Source organism: Pararhizobium sp. PWRC1-1 (assembly GCF_049897905.1).
Classification (GTDB): domain Bacteria; phylum Pseudomonadota; class Alphaproteobacteria; order Rhizobiales; family Rhizobiaceae; genus Pararhizobium.
Genome location: NZ_JAFCXE010000021.1, coordinates 41938 through 57535, shown reverse-complemented (window position 1 = coordinate 57535; position 15598 = coordinate 41938). Strand labels below are relative to the sequence as shown.

14 protein-coding genes are annotated in these 15598 nt (G+C 61.1%); 7 read left to right on the top strand and 7 right to left on the bottom strand.

What is annotated here, in order from left to right; all coding sequences use genetic code 11:
* Window positions 1-8: 8 nt before the first annotated feature.
* From ACP7E0_RS26250 to ACP7E0_RS26225, 6 genes are all read right to left on the bottom strand, one after another.
* Window positions 9-1622: a 5-guanidino-2-oxopentanoate decarboxylase gene (locus ACP7E0_RS26250; protein ID WP_426129225.1), complete on the bottom strand. Its 1614-nt coding sequence runs from the start codon at window positions 1620-1622 to the stop codon at window positions 9-11.
* Between the two features lie 75 nt (window positions 1623-1697).
* Window positions 1698-2504, bottom strand: coding sequence for an ABC transporter permease (locus ACP7E0_RS26245; RefSeq protein ID WP_426129223.1), 807 nt, complete (start codon window positions 2502-2504; stop codon window positions 1698-1700).
* A 4-nt stretch (window positions 2505-2508) separates the two neighbouring features.
* Window positions 2509-3336 carry an ABC transporter permease gene (locus tag ACP7E0_RS26240; protein WP_426129221.1) on the bottom strand — a complete coding sequence of 276 codons (828 nt, stop codon included), beginning with the start codon at window positions 3334-3336 and terminating at the stop codon, window positions 2509-2511.
* A 174-nt stretch (window positions 3337-3510) separates the two neighbouring features.
* On the bottom strand, window positions 3511-4590 hold the full coding sequence (locus tag ACP7E0_RS26235) for an ABC transporter substrate-binding protein (protein WP_426129219.1): 1080 nt from the start codon (window positions 4588-4590) through the stop codon (window positions 3511-3513).
* 67 nt (window positions 4591-4657) lie between these two features.
* Window positions 4658-5731, bottom strand: coding sequence for an ABC transporter ATP-binding protein (locus ACP7E0_RS26230; RefSeq protein WP_426129217.1), 1074 nt, complete (start codon window positions 5729-5731; stop codon window positions 4658-4660).
* A 119-nt stretch (window positions 5732-5850) separates the two neighbouring features.
* Complete coding sequence (locus ACP7E0_RS26225; protein WP_426129215.1) at window positions 5851-6747, bottom strand: LysR substrate-binding domain-containing protein; 897 nt, start codon at window positions 6745-6747, stop codon at window positions 5851-5853.
* Between the two features lie 159 nt (window positions 6748-6906).
* Between ACP7E0_RS26225 and ACP7E0_RS26220 the strand changes: the two genes are divergently transcribed.
* Together ACP7E0_RS26220 and ACP7E0_RS26215 are read left to right on the top strand one after the other, a co-directional pair.
* Window positions 6907-8493: an amidohydrolase gene (locus ACP7E0_RS26220; protein ID WP_426129214.1), complete on the top strand. Its 1587-nt coding sequence runs from the start codon at window positions 6907-6909 to the stop codon at window positions 8491-8493.
* A 1-nt stretch (window position 8494) separates the two neighbouring features.
* On the top strand, window positions 8495-9412 hold the full coding sequence (locus ACP7E0_RS26215; protein ID WP_426129212.1) for a dimethylarginine dimethylaminohydrolase family protein: 918 nt from the start codon (window positions 8495-8497) through the stop codon (window positions 9410-9412).
* 193 nt (window positions 9413-9605) lie between these two features.
* On the opposite strand, the gene ACP7E0_RS26210 is transcribed toward ACP7E0_RS26215, so the two are convergent.
* Window positions 9606-10754 (bottom strand): DUF2652 domain-containing protein, encoded by a 1149-nt coding sequence (locus ACP7E0_RS26210; RefSeq protein WP_426129211.1) that lies wholly within the window; start codon window positions 10752-10754, stop codon window positions 9606-9608.
* A 154-nt stretch (window positions 10755-10908) separates the two neighbouring features.
* On the opposite strand from ACP7E0_RS26210, the gene ACP7E0_RS26205 reads away from it, so the two are divergent.
* The 5 genes from ACP7E0_RS26205 (at window position 10909) to ACP7E0_RS26185 (ending at window position 15595) form a co-directional block, all read left to right on the top strand.
* Window positions 10909-12099: an alpha-hydroxy acid oxidase gene (locus ACP7E0_RS26205; RefSeq protein WP_426129209.1), complete on the top strand. Its 1191-nt coding sequence runs from the start codon at window positions 10909-10911 to the stop codon at window positions 12097-12099.
* A complete protein-coding gene (locus ACP7E0_RS26200) occupies window positions 12096-13475 on the top strand; it encodes an FAD-binding oxidoreductase (RefSeq protein ID WP_426129208.1) in 1380 nt (459 codons plus the stop codon). The genes ACP7E0_RS26205 and ACP7E0_RS26200 overlap by 4 nt, the downstream gene beginning before the upstream one ends.
* An 81-nt stretch (window positions 13476-13556) precedes the next feature.
* On the top strand, window positions 13557-14018 hold the full coding sequence (locus ACP7E0_RS26195) for a cupin domain-containing protein (protein WP_426129206.1): 462 nt from the start codon (window positions 13557-13559) through the stop codon (window positions 14016-14018).
* 229 nt (window positions 14019-14247) lie between these two features.
* Window positions 14248-14481, top strand: coding sequence for a 30S ribosomal protein S21 (rpsU, locus tag ACP7E0_RS26190; protein ID WP_113315867.1), 234 nt, complete (start codon window positions 14248-14250; stop codon window positions 14479-14481).
* 439 nt (window positions 14482-14920) lie between these two features.
* Window positions 14921-15595 carry a L,D-transpeptidase gene (locus tag ACP7E0_RS26185; RefSeq protein ID WP_426129204.1) on the top strand — a complete coding sequence of 225 codons (675 nt, stop codon included), beginning with the start codon at window positions 14921-14923 and terminating at the stop codon, window positions 15593-15595.
* The last annotated feature ends 3 nt before the right edge of the window (window positions 15596-15598 follow it).

Below are 15598 nucleotides of genomic sequence, written 5' to 3'. Positions count from 1 at the left end.
CGTTCCAACTACCGCTTGCCGCCCGCCGCCTGCACGCGAAAAGCGTCGCCGAACACCAGTATGGTCGGGACGTCCCTTCCCTGCGCCGCTTCAAGCGCTGGCTTCAAGGCCTCGAAGCTCTCCAGTCGTTCCGCATGCCAGCCATAGGCCCGGCCGATGGCGATGAAATCCGGCGTATGCAGATCGACGCCGAGCGTCGGAATGTTCTTCGACACCATGTAGGACTTGATTTCGCCATAGCCGCCATTGTCATGCAGCATCAGGATGACAGGCGCCTTCGCCTCCATTGCCGAGGCAAGTTCGGCCAGCGAGAACTGCAGGCCGCCGTCTCCCGCCAGCACCACGACCGGCCGCTCCGGCCGCCCGATCTTGGCGCCGATGCCCGCCGGAAGGCCGTAGCCGAGCGTGCCGTAACCGGTCGCCGAGTTGAAATAGGAGCCCGGCGAGGCCGCCTCATAGGCTGTGTTGCCGGCATAGACGAGCTGAGTCGAATCCCCGGCGATCAGCACGTCCGGTAGTGTATCGCGGATCGTTTCCAGAATGATCAGGTCGTCGAGCATGGCGGCCGGAACGTCGCGGTGGACGAGTGTTTCGACCTGCGCCGCGCGCGCCGCACCATCGTGAACACACTGCGCCACCAGCTCCGCCAACCCGGCCGCGCAGGCCGCCGCATCGCCGACAATGCCGATTTCGGGTGCGTGGGTGCGCATTAGTTGCGCCGGATCGATATCGACGCGAATGAAGGCACCGGGAATGGAAAAGAGCCCATCCTCGTACATATCGTAATCGGTCGGCCCAAGCTCCGTGCCGATGCCGAGCACCACATCGGCGGCCTCGATCAGCGCGCGGGTGGCCGGCATGCTGGCTGAAAGGTTGACCGCCAGCGTATGCCCCAACGGCAGGATGCCTCGGCCATTGGTGGTCATCACCACAGGCGCATCGAGCTTTTCCGCCAACGCGCGGATTTGCGCTGCCGCACCGATTGCGCCGCCGCCCACCAGGATGACCGGTGCCTTCGCGCCGTCAAGCAATGTTGCCGCTGCCTTCAATGCGCTAACGTCACCGGCCGGTCGCGACAGGCGGACAGGCTTTTGCGGCAGGGCAAAGTGCTCTGCCGAAGCGAGCATGACGTTGATCGGCAGCTCGATATGCACCGGACGCGGCCGGGCGCTGTCGAAGATCGCGAAGGCCCGCGCCAAAGCCGGTGCCAGGTCCTCCGGCCGGTTGACGGTGCAGCTGAAGGCTGAGACGCCGCTCACCAGCGCCTGCTGGTTGGGCAGCTCATGCAGCCAGCCTTCGCCCGAGCCCATCCGGCCATGCGCATTGACGGTCGAGATCACCAGCATCGGGATACTGTCACCATAGGCCTGGCCCATCGCGGTGACGATATTGGTCATGCCCGGCCCGGTGATGATGAAGCAGACGCCCGGCCTGCCGGTGGCCCGCGCATAACCATCGGCCATGAAACCCGCCCCCTGCTCGTGGCGCGGCGTCACGTGCCGGATCGTACTGCCGGCCAGCCCGCGATAAAGCTCGACCGTATGCACGCCCGGAATGCCGAAGACGGTATCGACGCCATAGGACGTCAGCAGTTTCGTCAGATACATGCCGGTGCTGATCATGCGGGTGTTCCTCGTCTCATTCATTGCTATACAATTGTATAATTCAACCGCGCGCAAGACCTGCGGCTCGTTATCTCAGGATTTACGGGAAAGCTTGAGGGTGATGGCGGTCTTAACCAGGATGACCGTGATAACGATAATGATCAGGATCACCGAGATCGCCGCGATGGCCGGATCGATATTGTCGCGCAAACCCATCCACATCATCCGCGGCAGCGTCACCGCATCAACGCTGGTGATGAACAGCGTCACGCCGATCTCTTCCCAGGAGAGCACGAAGGAGAGGAAGAAGGCGGTGAACACGCCGAACTTAATGTTCGGCAGGATGATCTTGAATATCCGCTGGCTGACGGAGGCGCCGAAACCGCGCGCGGCCAGATCGATCCGCCGGTCCACCTGCGCAAGCGCAACCGTCACCATGACCACCGCAAACGGCGCGATCATTACCGCATGGGCAATCGCAACGCCGACCCAAGTATCGTAGGCGACGACATCGTTGACCTTGGACAGGGTCGTCAGGAAGAAATACAGCGTGATGGCCGAAACCACCGGCGGCGCCACCATCGGCAACAGCACGAAGCCGAACAGCAGGCTGCCGAACCACGGGCGGAACATCCAGATGCCGAGACTGAACATCAGTGCCAGCAACGTCGCGATCACTGAACTGAGGATACCGATGCGCAGGCTGAGCCAGATGCTCTGCAGCCAGGCCGGATTGTCGAGGAGCGCCTGGTAATGCCGGAGCGACCAGACATCGGTCGGCATGGACAGGAAACGCGCGGGGGTGAAGGAGACCGGCACGACGGCGATCAGCGGCAGGAGCAGGAACAGCGCCACGGCAAAAGCGAGGAAAACGGCAATGGGCGTGGGCTTCATCGACATCGGCTCAACCCAGCATCTTGTTCGGCCGCACGAGCCGCAGCATCAGGATCAGGAGCGCGCCGACGATGAGCATGAGGATGACGCTGATGGCAGCGCCCAGCCCCCAGTCGGGGCTCTGGAACAGGCGCAGGTAGATCAGCTCGGCGATCATGACGCTGCGGCCACCGCCAAGAATGGCCGGCGTGATAAAGAAGCCGAGCGCGAAGACGAAGACCATCAGCCCGGCGCCGAGAATGCCCGGCAGCGTCATCGGCACGAAGATCGACCAGAAAATCCGCAGCCGCGAAGCACCCATGCCGCGGGCGGCGAGGAATACGCGCTCGTCAAGACTGCGCATGGAGGAGGCGATCGGAAAGACGGCAAACGGTATGAGAAAATGCGCCATGCCGAGCACGACACCGAATTCGTTGCGCACCATCGTCAGCGGCTCGGAAAGGATGCCGGCCGCCTGCAGCCAGGTGTTGATCAGCCCGCGATTGGACAAAAGCGCCACCCAGCCGAAAGCGCGGGTCAGCACCGAAATCCAGAAGGGAATGAGAATGCAAAGCTCCGTCACCAGCCGTTGTGCCGGTGTGCCGCGCACCCAGACATAGGCAATCGCGTAAGCCGCAATCACCGCGCAAACAGTGACGATCAGGCAAATGCGGAACGTGCGGAAAAACACCGACTGGATCAACGGATCGGTGACCGCCTTGCCATATTGCCCGAACCCAGGCTCCGGCAGGGTGACGCTCCATTGCATGACGCCAAGGAACGGCACGAGATAGGCAAGGCCGAGAAACAGCACGAGAGGCCCAAGTAGGAGCGCCGGTTTCAGTCGATCGGATTCCATGGCGGCTCTCCTTTCTGGATGCGGGATCAAATGGTTGGGGTCGGAGGTTACAGCGGGCACAGAGCGAGCCCTCCCGCTTGTGGGGAGGGTGGCCCGAAGGGCCGGGAAGAGTTCTTTACCGTAAAAAAGAAATCCCTCCCCCACCCTCTCCACAGGGGGAGGGAATTGTCCGAGTTAAGCCGAAATGATCTTCGTATACTCATTCAGCGCAGGACCGTAATTGGTCTCGTACCAAGCCATGTCGAGCGCGATCTGCTTGGACATGTTGGCCGGATCGACGGGGCTGAGACGCGCCTGTTCCGGCGAAAGCAGCGCATCGGCGGCCGGGTTTGCCGGCCCCTGGCCGAGCATTTCGAACATGATGACCTGCTTCTTCGGGTCCTGCGCCGAGGCGATGAACTTCATCGCGTTGTCCTTGCCGCCCGGATTGCCCTTGATCACGCCCATGGCGCCGGGCGAAATCAGGCCCTGATCCCAGATAAACTTGATCGAACCGCCGGAATCTTTCTCGATCAGTCCGGCGCGGGTCGACCAGATCAGTGCCATCGAGGCTTCGCCGTTCAAAAGCACCGACTGGCTTTCGGCGCCGCCACCCCAATAGGAAACAACATTGTCCTTGAAAGCGGCGATCTTCTTGTGGGCGCGCTCGAGATCGAGCGGGTAGAGCTTTGCCGGCTCGACACCGTCGGCAAGAAGCGCTGCTTCCCACATGCCAGCACCCCATTTGTAGAGCGAACGCTTACCGGGGAACTTTTCCACGTCGAAGAAGTCGGCCATGCCGGTCGGCACCTTGTCGCCGAATTTCGACGCGTCGTAGGCGATGATATAGGAGAAGAAATAGGTCGAGGCGGAGAACTCCCAGCCAAAACCTTCGCGCATCTTCGTCTTGTCGATGATCGCATAGTCGATCGGCTCCATCATGCCTTTCTTGCCAAGCGCTTCTGCCGAGAAGGGGTCGATATCGACGATATCCCAGGCCGGCTTGCCACTTGAAAACTGCGCCGCGACAGCACCTTCGGTCGGGCCCGAGCCGTCTTGTTTCACCGTGATGCCGGCTTCCTCCTTGAAGGGTGCTCCATAGGCCTTGTCATAGGCCGGGCCGGCATCGCCGCCCCAGTTGACGAAGACCAGTTCACCTTCGGCTGCCCAGCCGCGCGTCGCGCCAAGCGCAATCGGGCTGACGGACAGAAACAGCCCCGCCAGCTGGGTAAATCTGCGGCGGGATATGCCGCCATTCGCCAATATTTCGCTCATGCCGTTCTCCTCTGGTTTTTGCGGCGCGCCTTTATCGGCGTCGCTCGTGCATGCACGTTCAAAGCACTTACAGAAAGAAACCCTGGTTGGCGGGCCAGCCGGCCCAGACCTGCCGCCCCGGTTGAAAGGCGCTTTTCACCTCGCGCGTGGGCATTTGCAAAACGAGATCGATGCCGCCTGATGTCTTCAGGCCAAAACGCGTTTCGGCGCCGAGATAGGTGATTTCGCCGATCTCCGCCTTCAGCATGTTTCCCTCGCCAGGCGCCTGCTCGAACATCACCATATGTTCGGGCCGGATGGCAAAATGTTCGCTGACGGCCTGGCCGGGCGCCGATATCCGCATTGGATGCCCCTCGAACAATCCCTCGGCACCGTCAGCCGTTGCCTTTACCCCGGAGAGCGACAGGAAATTGACGTCGCCCAGGAACTCCGCAACAAATCGGTTGGCCGGCCGCTCGTAGACATCCTTCGGCGTTCCCAGTTGCTGCAACTGCCCGTGATTGAAGATGCCGATGCGGGTCGAGAGCGCCAATGCTTCGGACTGGTCGTGGGTGACGAACACGAAGGTGGTACCGGTCTCCTGATGCAGCCGACGGACTTCTTCCTGCATCGAGGAGCGGAGGTTCTTGTCGAGCGCCGAAAACGGCTCATCGAGCAGAAGTACGGAGGGCTCGAATACCAGTGCGCGCGCCAGCGCCACACGCTGCTGCTGTCCGCCAGACAAGCCGGTCGGCCGTTTTTTCTCATGTCCGCGCAGACCGACGCGGTCGATGATCGTATTGACGCTGCGCTTGATATCGTTGTCCGGGCGTCGCTGCACCTGCAGCGGAAAGGCAATGTTCTGTTCGACGGTCATATGCGGAAACAGCGCATAGCCCTGGAAGACCATGCCGAAGGCGCGTTTTTCGGCGGGCACGCCAGTAATGTCGGAGCCGTTTTTCCGCAAGCTTCCGGATGTCGGAGTTTCGAAGCCGGCCAGAATCATCAGGAATGTGCTCTTACCCGAGCCGGAAGGCCCAAGAAGCGTCAGGAATTCACCGGAGCCAATCGTCAGCGAGATATCACGCAGGGCATGGAAATCGCCATAGGCCTTGCCTATCCCGCTTGCTGTGATCTCGGCCGCCTCGTGTCCGCTCTTCATCGACGCTCCTTTTCAACGCTGAAATCGTAGGAGTGTTTTAGCAACAGGACAAACGAAATCTTTTCGCCGCTTGGACAAATATAATTTGCCAAAAGCCGCTCGCTCCATAGGCGGAGTGACTAGGCATCTGCGTCATTTTTAAGCATCTGCGAGCGCAGCCACGAACTGAAAGCGACGACGGCCTGATTGTCGGCTTTCGCCTCCGATGTCACCAGATAATAGGAGCGGCTGGAATTGATGCTGATGTCGAAGGGCTGCACCAATTGGCCGCTGTTCATGGCGTGCCGGCAGGTAAAACGATCCCCCACCGCAACGCCCTGCCCCGAGAGCGTCGCTGCGAAAACCAGGTTCATGTCGGAAAAGACGATGCCGGTCGAAGCATAGCCCTGGTCAACCCCCGCCAGCGCCAGCCAAGTTTCCCAGTCCTCGTAATCGGTGAGGTGCAGCAGGCACATCTTCTTGATGTCGCTGGGTTCATTCAAACCGCCGATCTTGTTGAGCAACACCGGGCTGCAGAGCGGCGCAAACTCCACCTCGATGATCAGCTCCACCTGCATTGATGGCCAGTTTCCCGTGCCGAACGCGATGAACACGTCGACATCGGGATTGCTGATATCGTCGAGCCGGCGCGGCGTGACGATGGAAATGCGAACGTCCGGATAGGCGTCGCGGAAGTGCGAGATGTAGCTGCAGAGCCAGTTGGAGGCAAAGCCCGGCGGGCAGCTGACGGTGATCGAGCCGCTGACACCGCGGCTGGCATGGCGCGAGGCGGACCCGGCAATGGCGTTCAGCGCCTGCCTGATATCGGCGGCATATCCCAGCCCCTGTTCCGTCAGCTCGATCCGCGTTCCCACCCGGTTGAAGATCTGGAAGCCGAGTTCCCGTTCCAGCAACCGCAGCTGATGGCTGATGGCGCTGCGCGTCAGGTTCAGCTCGTCGGCGGCCTTCCAGACCGTGCCGTGGCGTGCAAAACTCTCCAGCGCACGCAATGCCTGTGTCGACGGGACTCTCTGCATTGGCTCCCTCCTGATTTCAACGGAAGGCTAGTCGGGATCTTGAGCATTGGCGAACTTAATTTGTCGAAGACGGGAAAACATTTCACTTTTTCGATGATCGGTTCGGCGCTTAACTAACCGCAGCACGTCAGCCGATCCCTCCAGCGAAACGAAACCCTCGTGCCGATATCCGCCGCCCAGACATCTGCTTTGACCTATGTCGAAACCAACCGGGCCGATCTGTCGGACTGGACGGCACGGATCTTCTCATTCGGCGAAACGGCATGGCGGGAATATGAATCCGCTGCCTGGTATGTCGATCTGCTGCGCAAACAGGGCTTTTCCGTCGAGGAAGGTTCAGCCGGAATGCCGACGGCTTTCTGCGCCGAATGGAGAAACGGCTCGGGACCCGTCATCGGGATGTATGCTGAATATGATGCCGTGCCCGGCAATTGCCAGGCGGCAACGACCAGAAGAGAGCCGCGCGACAACCTTAGCTTCGAGGCAGGTGGTCATACCGATCCGCATTCGGCGCTCGGCATCGGCGCGCTCGGCGGCCTGCTTGCAGCCAAGGCGGCGATGCAGCGGCACGACATCAAAGGAACCCTGCGCTTCACCGGCGAACCCGCCGAAAAGGTGCGCGGCTCCAAGCCGATCCATGCGGCCAAGGGCTATTATGACGGCCTGGATGGCATGTTCTCGTTCCACCCGTTTTATATGCTGCCGATGTGCAATACGGTGCGCTGGGATACCCATTGCGGCGCCGCCTACTCGATGATCTACCGCTTCGTCTGCGACCAGCCGGAAGCCTGGGGCCGCAGCGACGACGCACCGATCCCGCAATCGCATTCCGCCGTGCGCGCGCCGGGCGCCAACGATGCGCTGATGACCATGTACATGGCGTCCAAGGCGCTGCGCGATTCAATGCTCACTCATCAGGGCGGCTGGTCGATCAGCGAAGCGATCCTGACGGCGGGCCAAGCAACTGCCGACAACCTGCCGGCCGGCCTTGCCGAAATCCAATACATGATCCGCGTGCCCACCATCGCCATGGCCGAACAGGTGGCCTCGGTCCTCGATCGCAACGCCACGGCCGCAGCTGCGATGACCGGCTGCCGGACCGAGCGCCACTGGGTATGCAAATCCCGGCCGGGCCTTGCCAACCACGCGATGGCCAATCTCGTCTGGGACGCGCTCAAAAGCGTCGGCCCGCCGCGCTGGGATGAAACCGCAAGGACCGCCGCACGCGAAATCCAGGCCAATCTCGGCGTAGAAGCGATGGCACAGCCCTTTATCGACGAGATGGAAAAACTGATTGCCCCGCAGGACGCTGAAGCCATTCTGCGCCGGGACCTCGCCCCGTCGCAGCTGAATTCCACCTCGGACGATTACACCGACATGAGCTGGCACGCCCCGACCGCCCGCTTCTACATCGCCCGCCCGGCGCTCAAAGCCCCGACCGGCTACACCTATCCCGTCTGGGTCTCCAATGCGCTTGGCGGCATTCCCGCCACCATCGACCCGACCGTGCTTTGTGCCGCCAAGACCATTGCCGTCTCGGCCGTCCGGCTTTTGGAAGACCAAACCGTTCGCACCGCGGCCAAAACCGAATTCAATGAGCGCACCGGTGGCGGCATCGGTGGTTCGAAATGGATCCCGCCCCTTTGCGACTACGAACCACCCATCCACTTCCGCTGGCCTGAATATGTGACCACAGCCCGTGGCCGCGACTGGTGGATCCCCAAACCCTCAACCCCGGAGGCATGACATGCAGTTCAACGAGCCCTTTTCGCTTCAACGCCGCAACCCGAAGGGCGGCACCGCACCGCTAACCCGCTGGGGCTTCAAGAACGAGACCGATCCGCTGACGGACGTGCTGCTCGGTTCGCCGGCGCATCTGCGGCATCTGTCGACCAGTTCGCTGTCGCGCAAGCATCTGCGCGAGGCGCCCTGCAATATCCAGGTGGCACAGTCGCAGCATAAGGAACTAGTTTCGGCTTATGAGCATTTCGGCGTCAAAATCCATTGGCACGAGCCGACTCCGGAGCTGCCAATGCAGGTCTATTCGCGCGACAGCAGCGTCATGACCCCCTATGGCGCCATCATCACCGCCATGGCCAACTGGTGGCGACGCGGCGAAAATTATGCCGCCATCCGCACCTATGAAAAACTCGGCATCCCCATCTACGACATGGTGACGGCAGGAACATTCGAGGGCGGCGATTTCAACGTCATCGAGGATGGTTGCGTGCTGATCGGCTGCGGCGGCGCGCGCACGCAGGAGGAAGGCGCCCGCCAGGTGGAGGACTGGTTCAGACGAGAAGGCTGGGAAACCCGTCTTGCCTTCATCGATGAATATTACGTCCATATCGACCTCATGGTCGTGCCGATCGCCCCGAAACTGACGGCCGTCTGCCTTGCCTGCACCGAACCGGGCATCGTTGAGTGGCTGAAGGCCAAGGGCCACGAGATCATCGACGTTCCCTTCGAGGATACGATGGCGCTCGGTTGCAATTTTATGTCACTCGGCAAGGACCGCGTCATCGCCCCGACATCGTCTAAAACGCTGATCGAGAAACTGCGCGCCCGCGGCTTCGAAGTCGCCGCCATCGACATGAGCGAAATCTCCAAAACCGGCGGCGGCATTCATTGCATGGCGCAGGCGCTGGTGCGCGAGGCGGCGTAACGCCTCGAAAATACCCCTCATCCGCCCTGTCGGGCACCTTCTCCCCGCAAGCAGGGAGAAGGACAAACGGCAACCTCTGTAATCCCCTCTCCCCGCGGGCGGGGAGAGGGTTAGGGTGAGGGGCTTTTAGCCGATTTCAACACTTGCAAAGCATCCGGGGGAGCATGAAAAACCGTTGCTGCGCGATCTGAAATCAACGTTCGTGAATGGGTTGATGCAAAAACCGGTGCCCCGATTTCGGCAGGGCCGGCTCCTCGATCGCCGTCGCCCTGTCCTGCCCCTCCAGCATCTGGCGAAGAGCCGCCATTTCGGCGGTGATATGCTCGTGGAACACCGCCCCGACTTTCTGGAGAAAGGCTTGGTCCTTGGGCTTGGGTTTGGCGATGCGAATTTCGATGTGCGTCCCGCCGCCGGCGTTTTCGAAAAACGCGTAGGTCATCAGGATCTTCGGGGCATCGGGCACCGGCACCAGCGTGGTCAGCGTCAAGAGATCGAACGGGCGCCAGTCAAGCACTTCCTCGATCATCGCATCTTTCCCATGCATGCAATGATTGACGGTGCCGACCCCGCGCCGGCCATGGGCGACGGCTTCGCGCACCTCGTCCGCAGCCCGCCATTTGGGCCGGAGACTTGGCGACGTGAAATAGTCCCAAATGGTCGCACGCGGCACCGCGATCTCGAATTCAATCACCATCGCGGCCTTGTCGCGGACCACCTCGTGGCGCTGGCGGTTGTTTTCCGCCTGCCATGCCCCTTCGAGATCCCGCACCCAGCATGTCACGTCGCCGATTATGTCGAACTGCTCCCGGTGCCCGACGAGCTCCTGCTTGACGGGGTCGATGTCCATCGCCCGGATACAGGCATCGGAATAGAGCGCGTAGGCGTGTCCATGCGGCCGTTCGTTCACGGCGTTCTTAAGAAGGCGATGAACGAGGATGACGTCGCGACCGGCCAGTTCCTCGCGGCCGGCCATCTTTTGCCGGATGAACTCGCCATGATGGCTGACGAACTTGAAGTCCAGCTGCTGCATGTTCGTGCAGGCAAGGCACTCGCAGGTCGTTGCCTGCTTGATATTGCGCAGCCGCCTGCGGAAAGAGAAGTAGGCAGACTCGATGGCATCCTGAAGAAGTGGTCCGTCGATCCTGTCGGTGACCGCGTAGACAAACGCAGCATCGCCCTCGAATTTGGCAAGCCGGAACGGAGGTCGCAAGGCCCGCACGACCGTATCCATCAGGTCGGCTATGATGTCCTGGGCGTGGTCGAGCTCGACACCTGCAAGAAAGCCGGTATAGCCGGTGATATCGGCGATCGTGAAACAGGCGGTTTCTGATTGAGGAAACATCTCATCGTCCCTCCCGAGATTTAACTGTCTCACATCTTCCAGATACGGGACAGTTGATTTTTCGGACCATCCGACTGCCACCTTCAGGGAACCTTCGACCATCCCTCAAAAACCGCTAAGCTCGTGATCGATTCGAGGAGCATCCGGACCAAGCATGACAGATCTTCACAGACGTTTTCCCTGCATTCCTGATATGGAGGCGGCCGCCGCGCGGCGCATGCCGGGGTTCGTGCATGACTATCTGATCGGCGGCCTTGGCCGGGAAAGCAGCGTTCAGCGCAATGTCGACAGCTTCGACATGATCGAGCTGATGCCACGCTACCTCTCCGAGGCCCCTTCCCCGGATCTCAGCGTCACCCTGTTCGGCAAGCGGTTCGATGCACCGTTCGGCGTCGCCCCGCTCGGCCTTGCCGGTCTGCTCTGGCCCGGCTGCGAAGTGCCGCTGGCCAAGGCTGCCAAGGCCCATAATATCCCGCATGTACTTTCGACTTTTGCTAACCGCGCAATGGAAACCATCGGCCCGACCACCGGCGATAACGGCTGGTTCCAGTTCTACCCGCCCAACGATCCCACTATGGAAGCCGATATGATCGCCCGTGCGGCCCGGTCCGGCTATCAGACGCTGGTGCTGACCGTCGATATCCCCGCGCCGACCCGGCGCGAGCGTGACATCCGCAACGGCATGTCCGTGCCGCCGATCCTCGATTTGAAGACGATGTTCCAGATCGCCACCCATCCGCACTGGGCAAGCCATGTGCTGCGCCACGGAATCCCCGATTTTGAAAACCTGTCACCCTACTATCCCAAGGGTTCGTCGCTGAAGCAGTCGGCGGAATTCGTCCGCCGCGTCATGACCGGTCATCTTGGCGCTGAGCGTGTCCGCCGCATCCGCGATGCCTGGAAGGGCAGGTTGCTGATCAAGGGCGTGCTCGACGTTTCGGAAGCACAGGCTTACCTCTCCATGGGCGCCGATGGCCTGATCGTCTCCAATCATGGCGGCCGCCAGCTCGATGCGGCCCCCACCGCCATCTCCGTCCTGCCCGCCATCCGCAGCGCCATCGGCCCCGATGTGCCGATCGCCGCCGATGGCGGTGTCCGCTCCGGCCTTGATGTCGCGCGACTGCTGGCGCTCGGCGCCGATTTCGTTCTGATCGGCCGACCCTTCGTCTTTGCCAGCGCTGCAATGGGCGCTTCCGGCGGCGATCACCTGATGACCATCCTCAAGACCGAACTGTCCGGCGCCATGGCCCAGCTCGGCTGCCGCACGGTCGCCGACCTGCCCGCCTTCCTCCATGCTCCCACCCCTCTCATACCAAGGGCCGATGATAGGAGACCAGAACCATGACCGTCATCGACGACCTGATCGAAGCCCTTGGCTCAGACGTCGTGCTCACCGGCGAGGCCATCGGTGGCCGCTACCGCAGTGATGCCAGCGGCACCGGCACATTCCTGCCGCTTGCTGTGCTGCGTCCCGCAAGCACCGAACAGGTCTCAGCCGCACTGGCCATCTGCGACCGTCACCGCCAGCCCGTCGTGCCGCAGGGCGGACTGACCGGCCTTGCCGGCGGCGCCAATGCGCGCGCTGGCGATATCGCGATTTCGCTGGAGCGCATGTCCGGTGTCGAGGATATCGACACGGCCGCCGGCACCATGACCGTTCTGGCCGGCACACCGCTGGAAGTGGCACAACTGGTGGCCGAAACCGCCGGCTTTCTGCTGCCGATTGATCTCGGTGCCCGCGGCTCTTGCCAGATCGGCGGCAACATCTCCACCAACGCCGGCGGCATCCGCGTCATCCGCCATGGTGTCACCCGCGACAACGTGCTCGGCGTTGAGGCCGTACTCGCCGATGGCACCGTGCTGTCGTCGCTCAACCGCATGACCAAGAACAACACCGGCTACGATCTGCGCCAGCTGTTCATCGGCTCGGAAGGCACGCTGGGCGTCGTCACCCGCGCCGTGCTGCGCCTGAAACCTCTGCCCGCCGCCCGGCTGACGGCGCTCTGCGCCATCGAAAGCTACGCCCAGGTCGTTACGCTGCTGAAATCCGCCCAGCGCGGGTTGTCCGGTCTGTCGGCTTTTGAGGCCATGTGGCAAAGCTATTTCCGTTTCAATGCCGAAGCGCTCAACCTGACATTCTTCGACAAGGCCTATCCATTCTTCGTCATCATCGAGCAGGATGTCGATGGCCGAGATGAGGATAAGGAACGTTTCGAGACCTTCCTCGGCCAGGCCTTCGAAGATGACCTGGTCACCGACGCGCTGATCGCCCAGTCGGAAAAAGAGGCCCGCGCCTTCTGGTCGGTGCGGGAGGGCCACATGATGGATCAGCTGCTGCCCGGGCTGATCAATCTCGACGTCAGCCTGCCGGTCGGCCAACTCGATGATTTCGCCGGCGATTGCGAGAAAGCGCTGCTCGCCCGCTTCCCTGCCGCCCATGTCTCCTTCTTCGGCCATGTCGGCGACAGCAATCTGCATGTAGCGATCGCGGTCCAGACGCCGAGCGAGCACGATCTGCACGAAATCGATGCCATCGCCTATGATCTGGTGGGGACCTACAAAGGCTCGATCTCGGCCGAACACGGTATCGGCACACTGAAGCGCGATTTTCTCGACCATTCACGGAGCGAAGCCGAGATCGGCGTCATGCGCCGGATCAAGACGGCGCTCGACCCGAACGGCATCATGAACCCCGGCAAGGTGATCCCGCCGAAGCCGTAGCGTTCGCTACCCAAAATTTAGGTACCGGACTCGCGCGTTGCGCTGGTTTAAACTGCCGAAACCGAACGAGGGAGAAGCGCCATGCCCAAGATCGATATTGCCGCCGTGCCCGCCATCAAGGGCTCAGGTTATCCGCCGCCCTATGACGCCCCTTGCGCGACACGGACGCGCAAACGTCTGGGCGATGCCGGCGGGCTTCAGGATTTCGGCGTTAACCTGATGGCACTGCCGCCCGGCGGCTGGTCCAGCCAGCGTCACTGGCACAGTCACGAGGACGAGCTGGTCTATATTCTGAAAGGTCAGGTTGTTCTTGTCGAGGACGATGGCGAGACGGTGTTGCGGGCGGGTGATTGCGCGGCGTTTCCAAAAAACTCCGGCAATGGCCATCACATGATCAACAGGTCGGCGGCGACGGTTGTTTATCTGGAAATGGGCTCGCGTCAGTGGGACGACCTCACCACCTGCTCGGATATCGACGTAATGAGCTCCAATGCAGACGGCCGGTTCGTGCACAAGGATGGCAAGCCCTTCGACAACGCGTAGCGGGGGCAGCACATTCTTCGACGATATGCCGCGGTTTCAGGGACGTCACGGCAGGGCCGCGCAGCCCCCAAAACTATTCACGGTGGACTTTGTGACGGTCTGCACGACTCGAAATATTTCCGATAACCCCATTTTCGCGAAAAATCGTTGCATTGCCCGCTGGTAAAGTCCGGCAAAAACGTTAGATTGCCCGCTCTCTTGCGCAGTTGCAAGTGTCGAAAGGTTTTAAATGCAGGTACTGGTTCGCGACAACAACATTGATCAGGCGCTTCGCGTACTGAAGAAAAAACTCCAGCGTGAAGGCGTCTTTCGTGAGATGCGGCTGCGCGAGGCATTCGAGAAGCCGTCCGTAAAGAAGGCACGGCAGAAGTCGGAAGCTATCAGCCGCCAGCGCAAGCTTGCTCGCAAGCAGCTTCAGCGGGACGGCCTGCTGCCGGCTCCAAAAAAGAAGCCAAGCGTTTAAGCGCCATCATCCCGCGATCGTGGTCGTCACCCAGACGTGAAGACTTTGAATCGTGGGATTTCACCTCCCATCAGGTGCTGCCAGTCCCAGGCATTGAAAAGCCTCGGACTGATCGTTTTTTTGTGCCCGCATGACGCAACACCCAGGCTTCGGTTTCTGACCAGGTCATGGGCTGCTCATGCGCATAGACCCCCAGTAAGTTTCACATCCAGTGGAAGATGATAGCTGAACCGGCCATCCGTCGCGCTCACCGCTTGGCCGAAATATCCGAAAATCAAAGCCTGGACACTTGGGTCTGTGCTGTTCAGCACCATCGATCGCGCCCCCAAAGCGCCTGGTTGCAGCTGGATCGGCCGGCCCTGAGGAGTTTTCTGTTGTAGCAAATAGAAAATCTGATTTACTGCCCCTTCACGGCTTGGCTTTCGGGGGGATGTTGCCGATGGTGTGGACCCGCAGGAATTTGATGATTGGTGGTTTGGCGTTTCTTGGTGCCGGGGCGGTCCAGAAGCCTCTATTCGCCCAGGCCACTTCCTACTTTACCGGCACCACCATCGACAATGGCGTGACCTACCGCAAGACCAACTTTGCCAAGATCGACAAGCAGTGGCACCGCCAGGTTGTCAGATATTTCAGCAGTGAGCCGGTCGGTACCGTCGTTGTCGACACAAGGCACCATTTTCTCTATCTAATCATGGAAAACAAGACAGCTATCCGCTACGGCGTTGGCGTCGGCCGTGAGGGCTTCAAATGGTTTGGCCGGGCCACGATCGACAGAAAGTCGTTATGGCCGCGCTGGACGCCACCAGCGGATATGCGCAAGCGCCATCCCGAATTGCCGGAATTCGTGGCGGGGGGCTCACCGAAGAATCCGCTTGGTCCCCGCGCCATGTATCTGCTGCGCGACGGCGTCGATACCGGCTATCGCTTCCACGGAACTCTGGAACCTGGAAGCATCGGCAAGGATGCTTCGAGCGGCTGCATTCGCATGTTCAACGAAGACGCCATCGATCTCTATCAGCGCTGTCCCATCGGCACTGCTGTGCAGGTACTGCCGCACATCGCCGACCAGGCTGAAAATGCCGCTCAGGTCAGCCAAACAGCTCCGGCCGAATAAGGA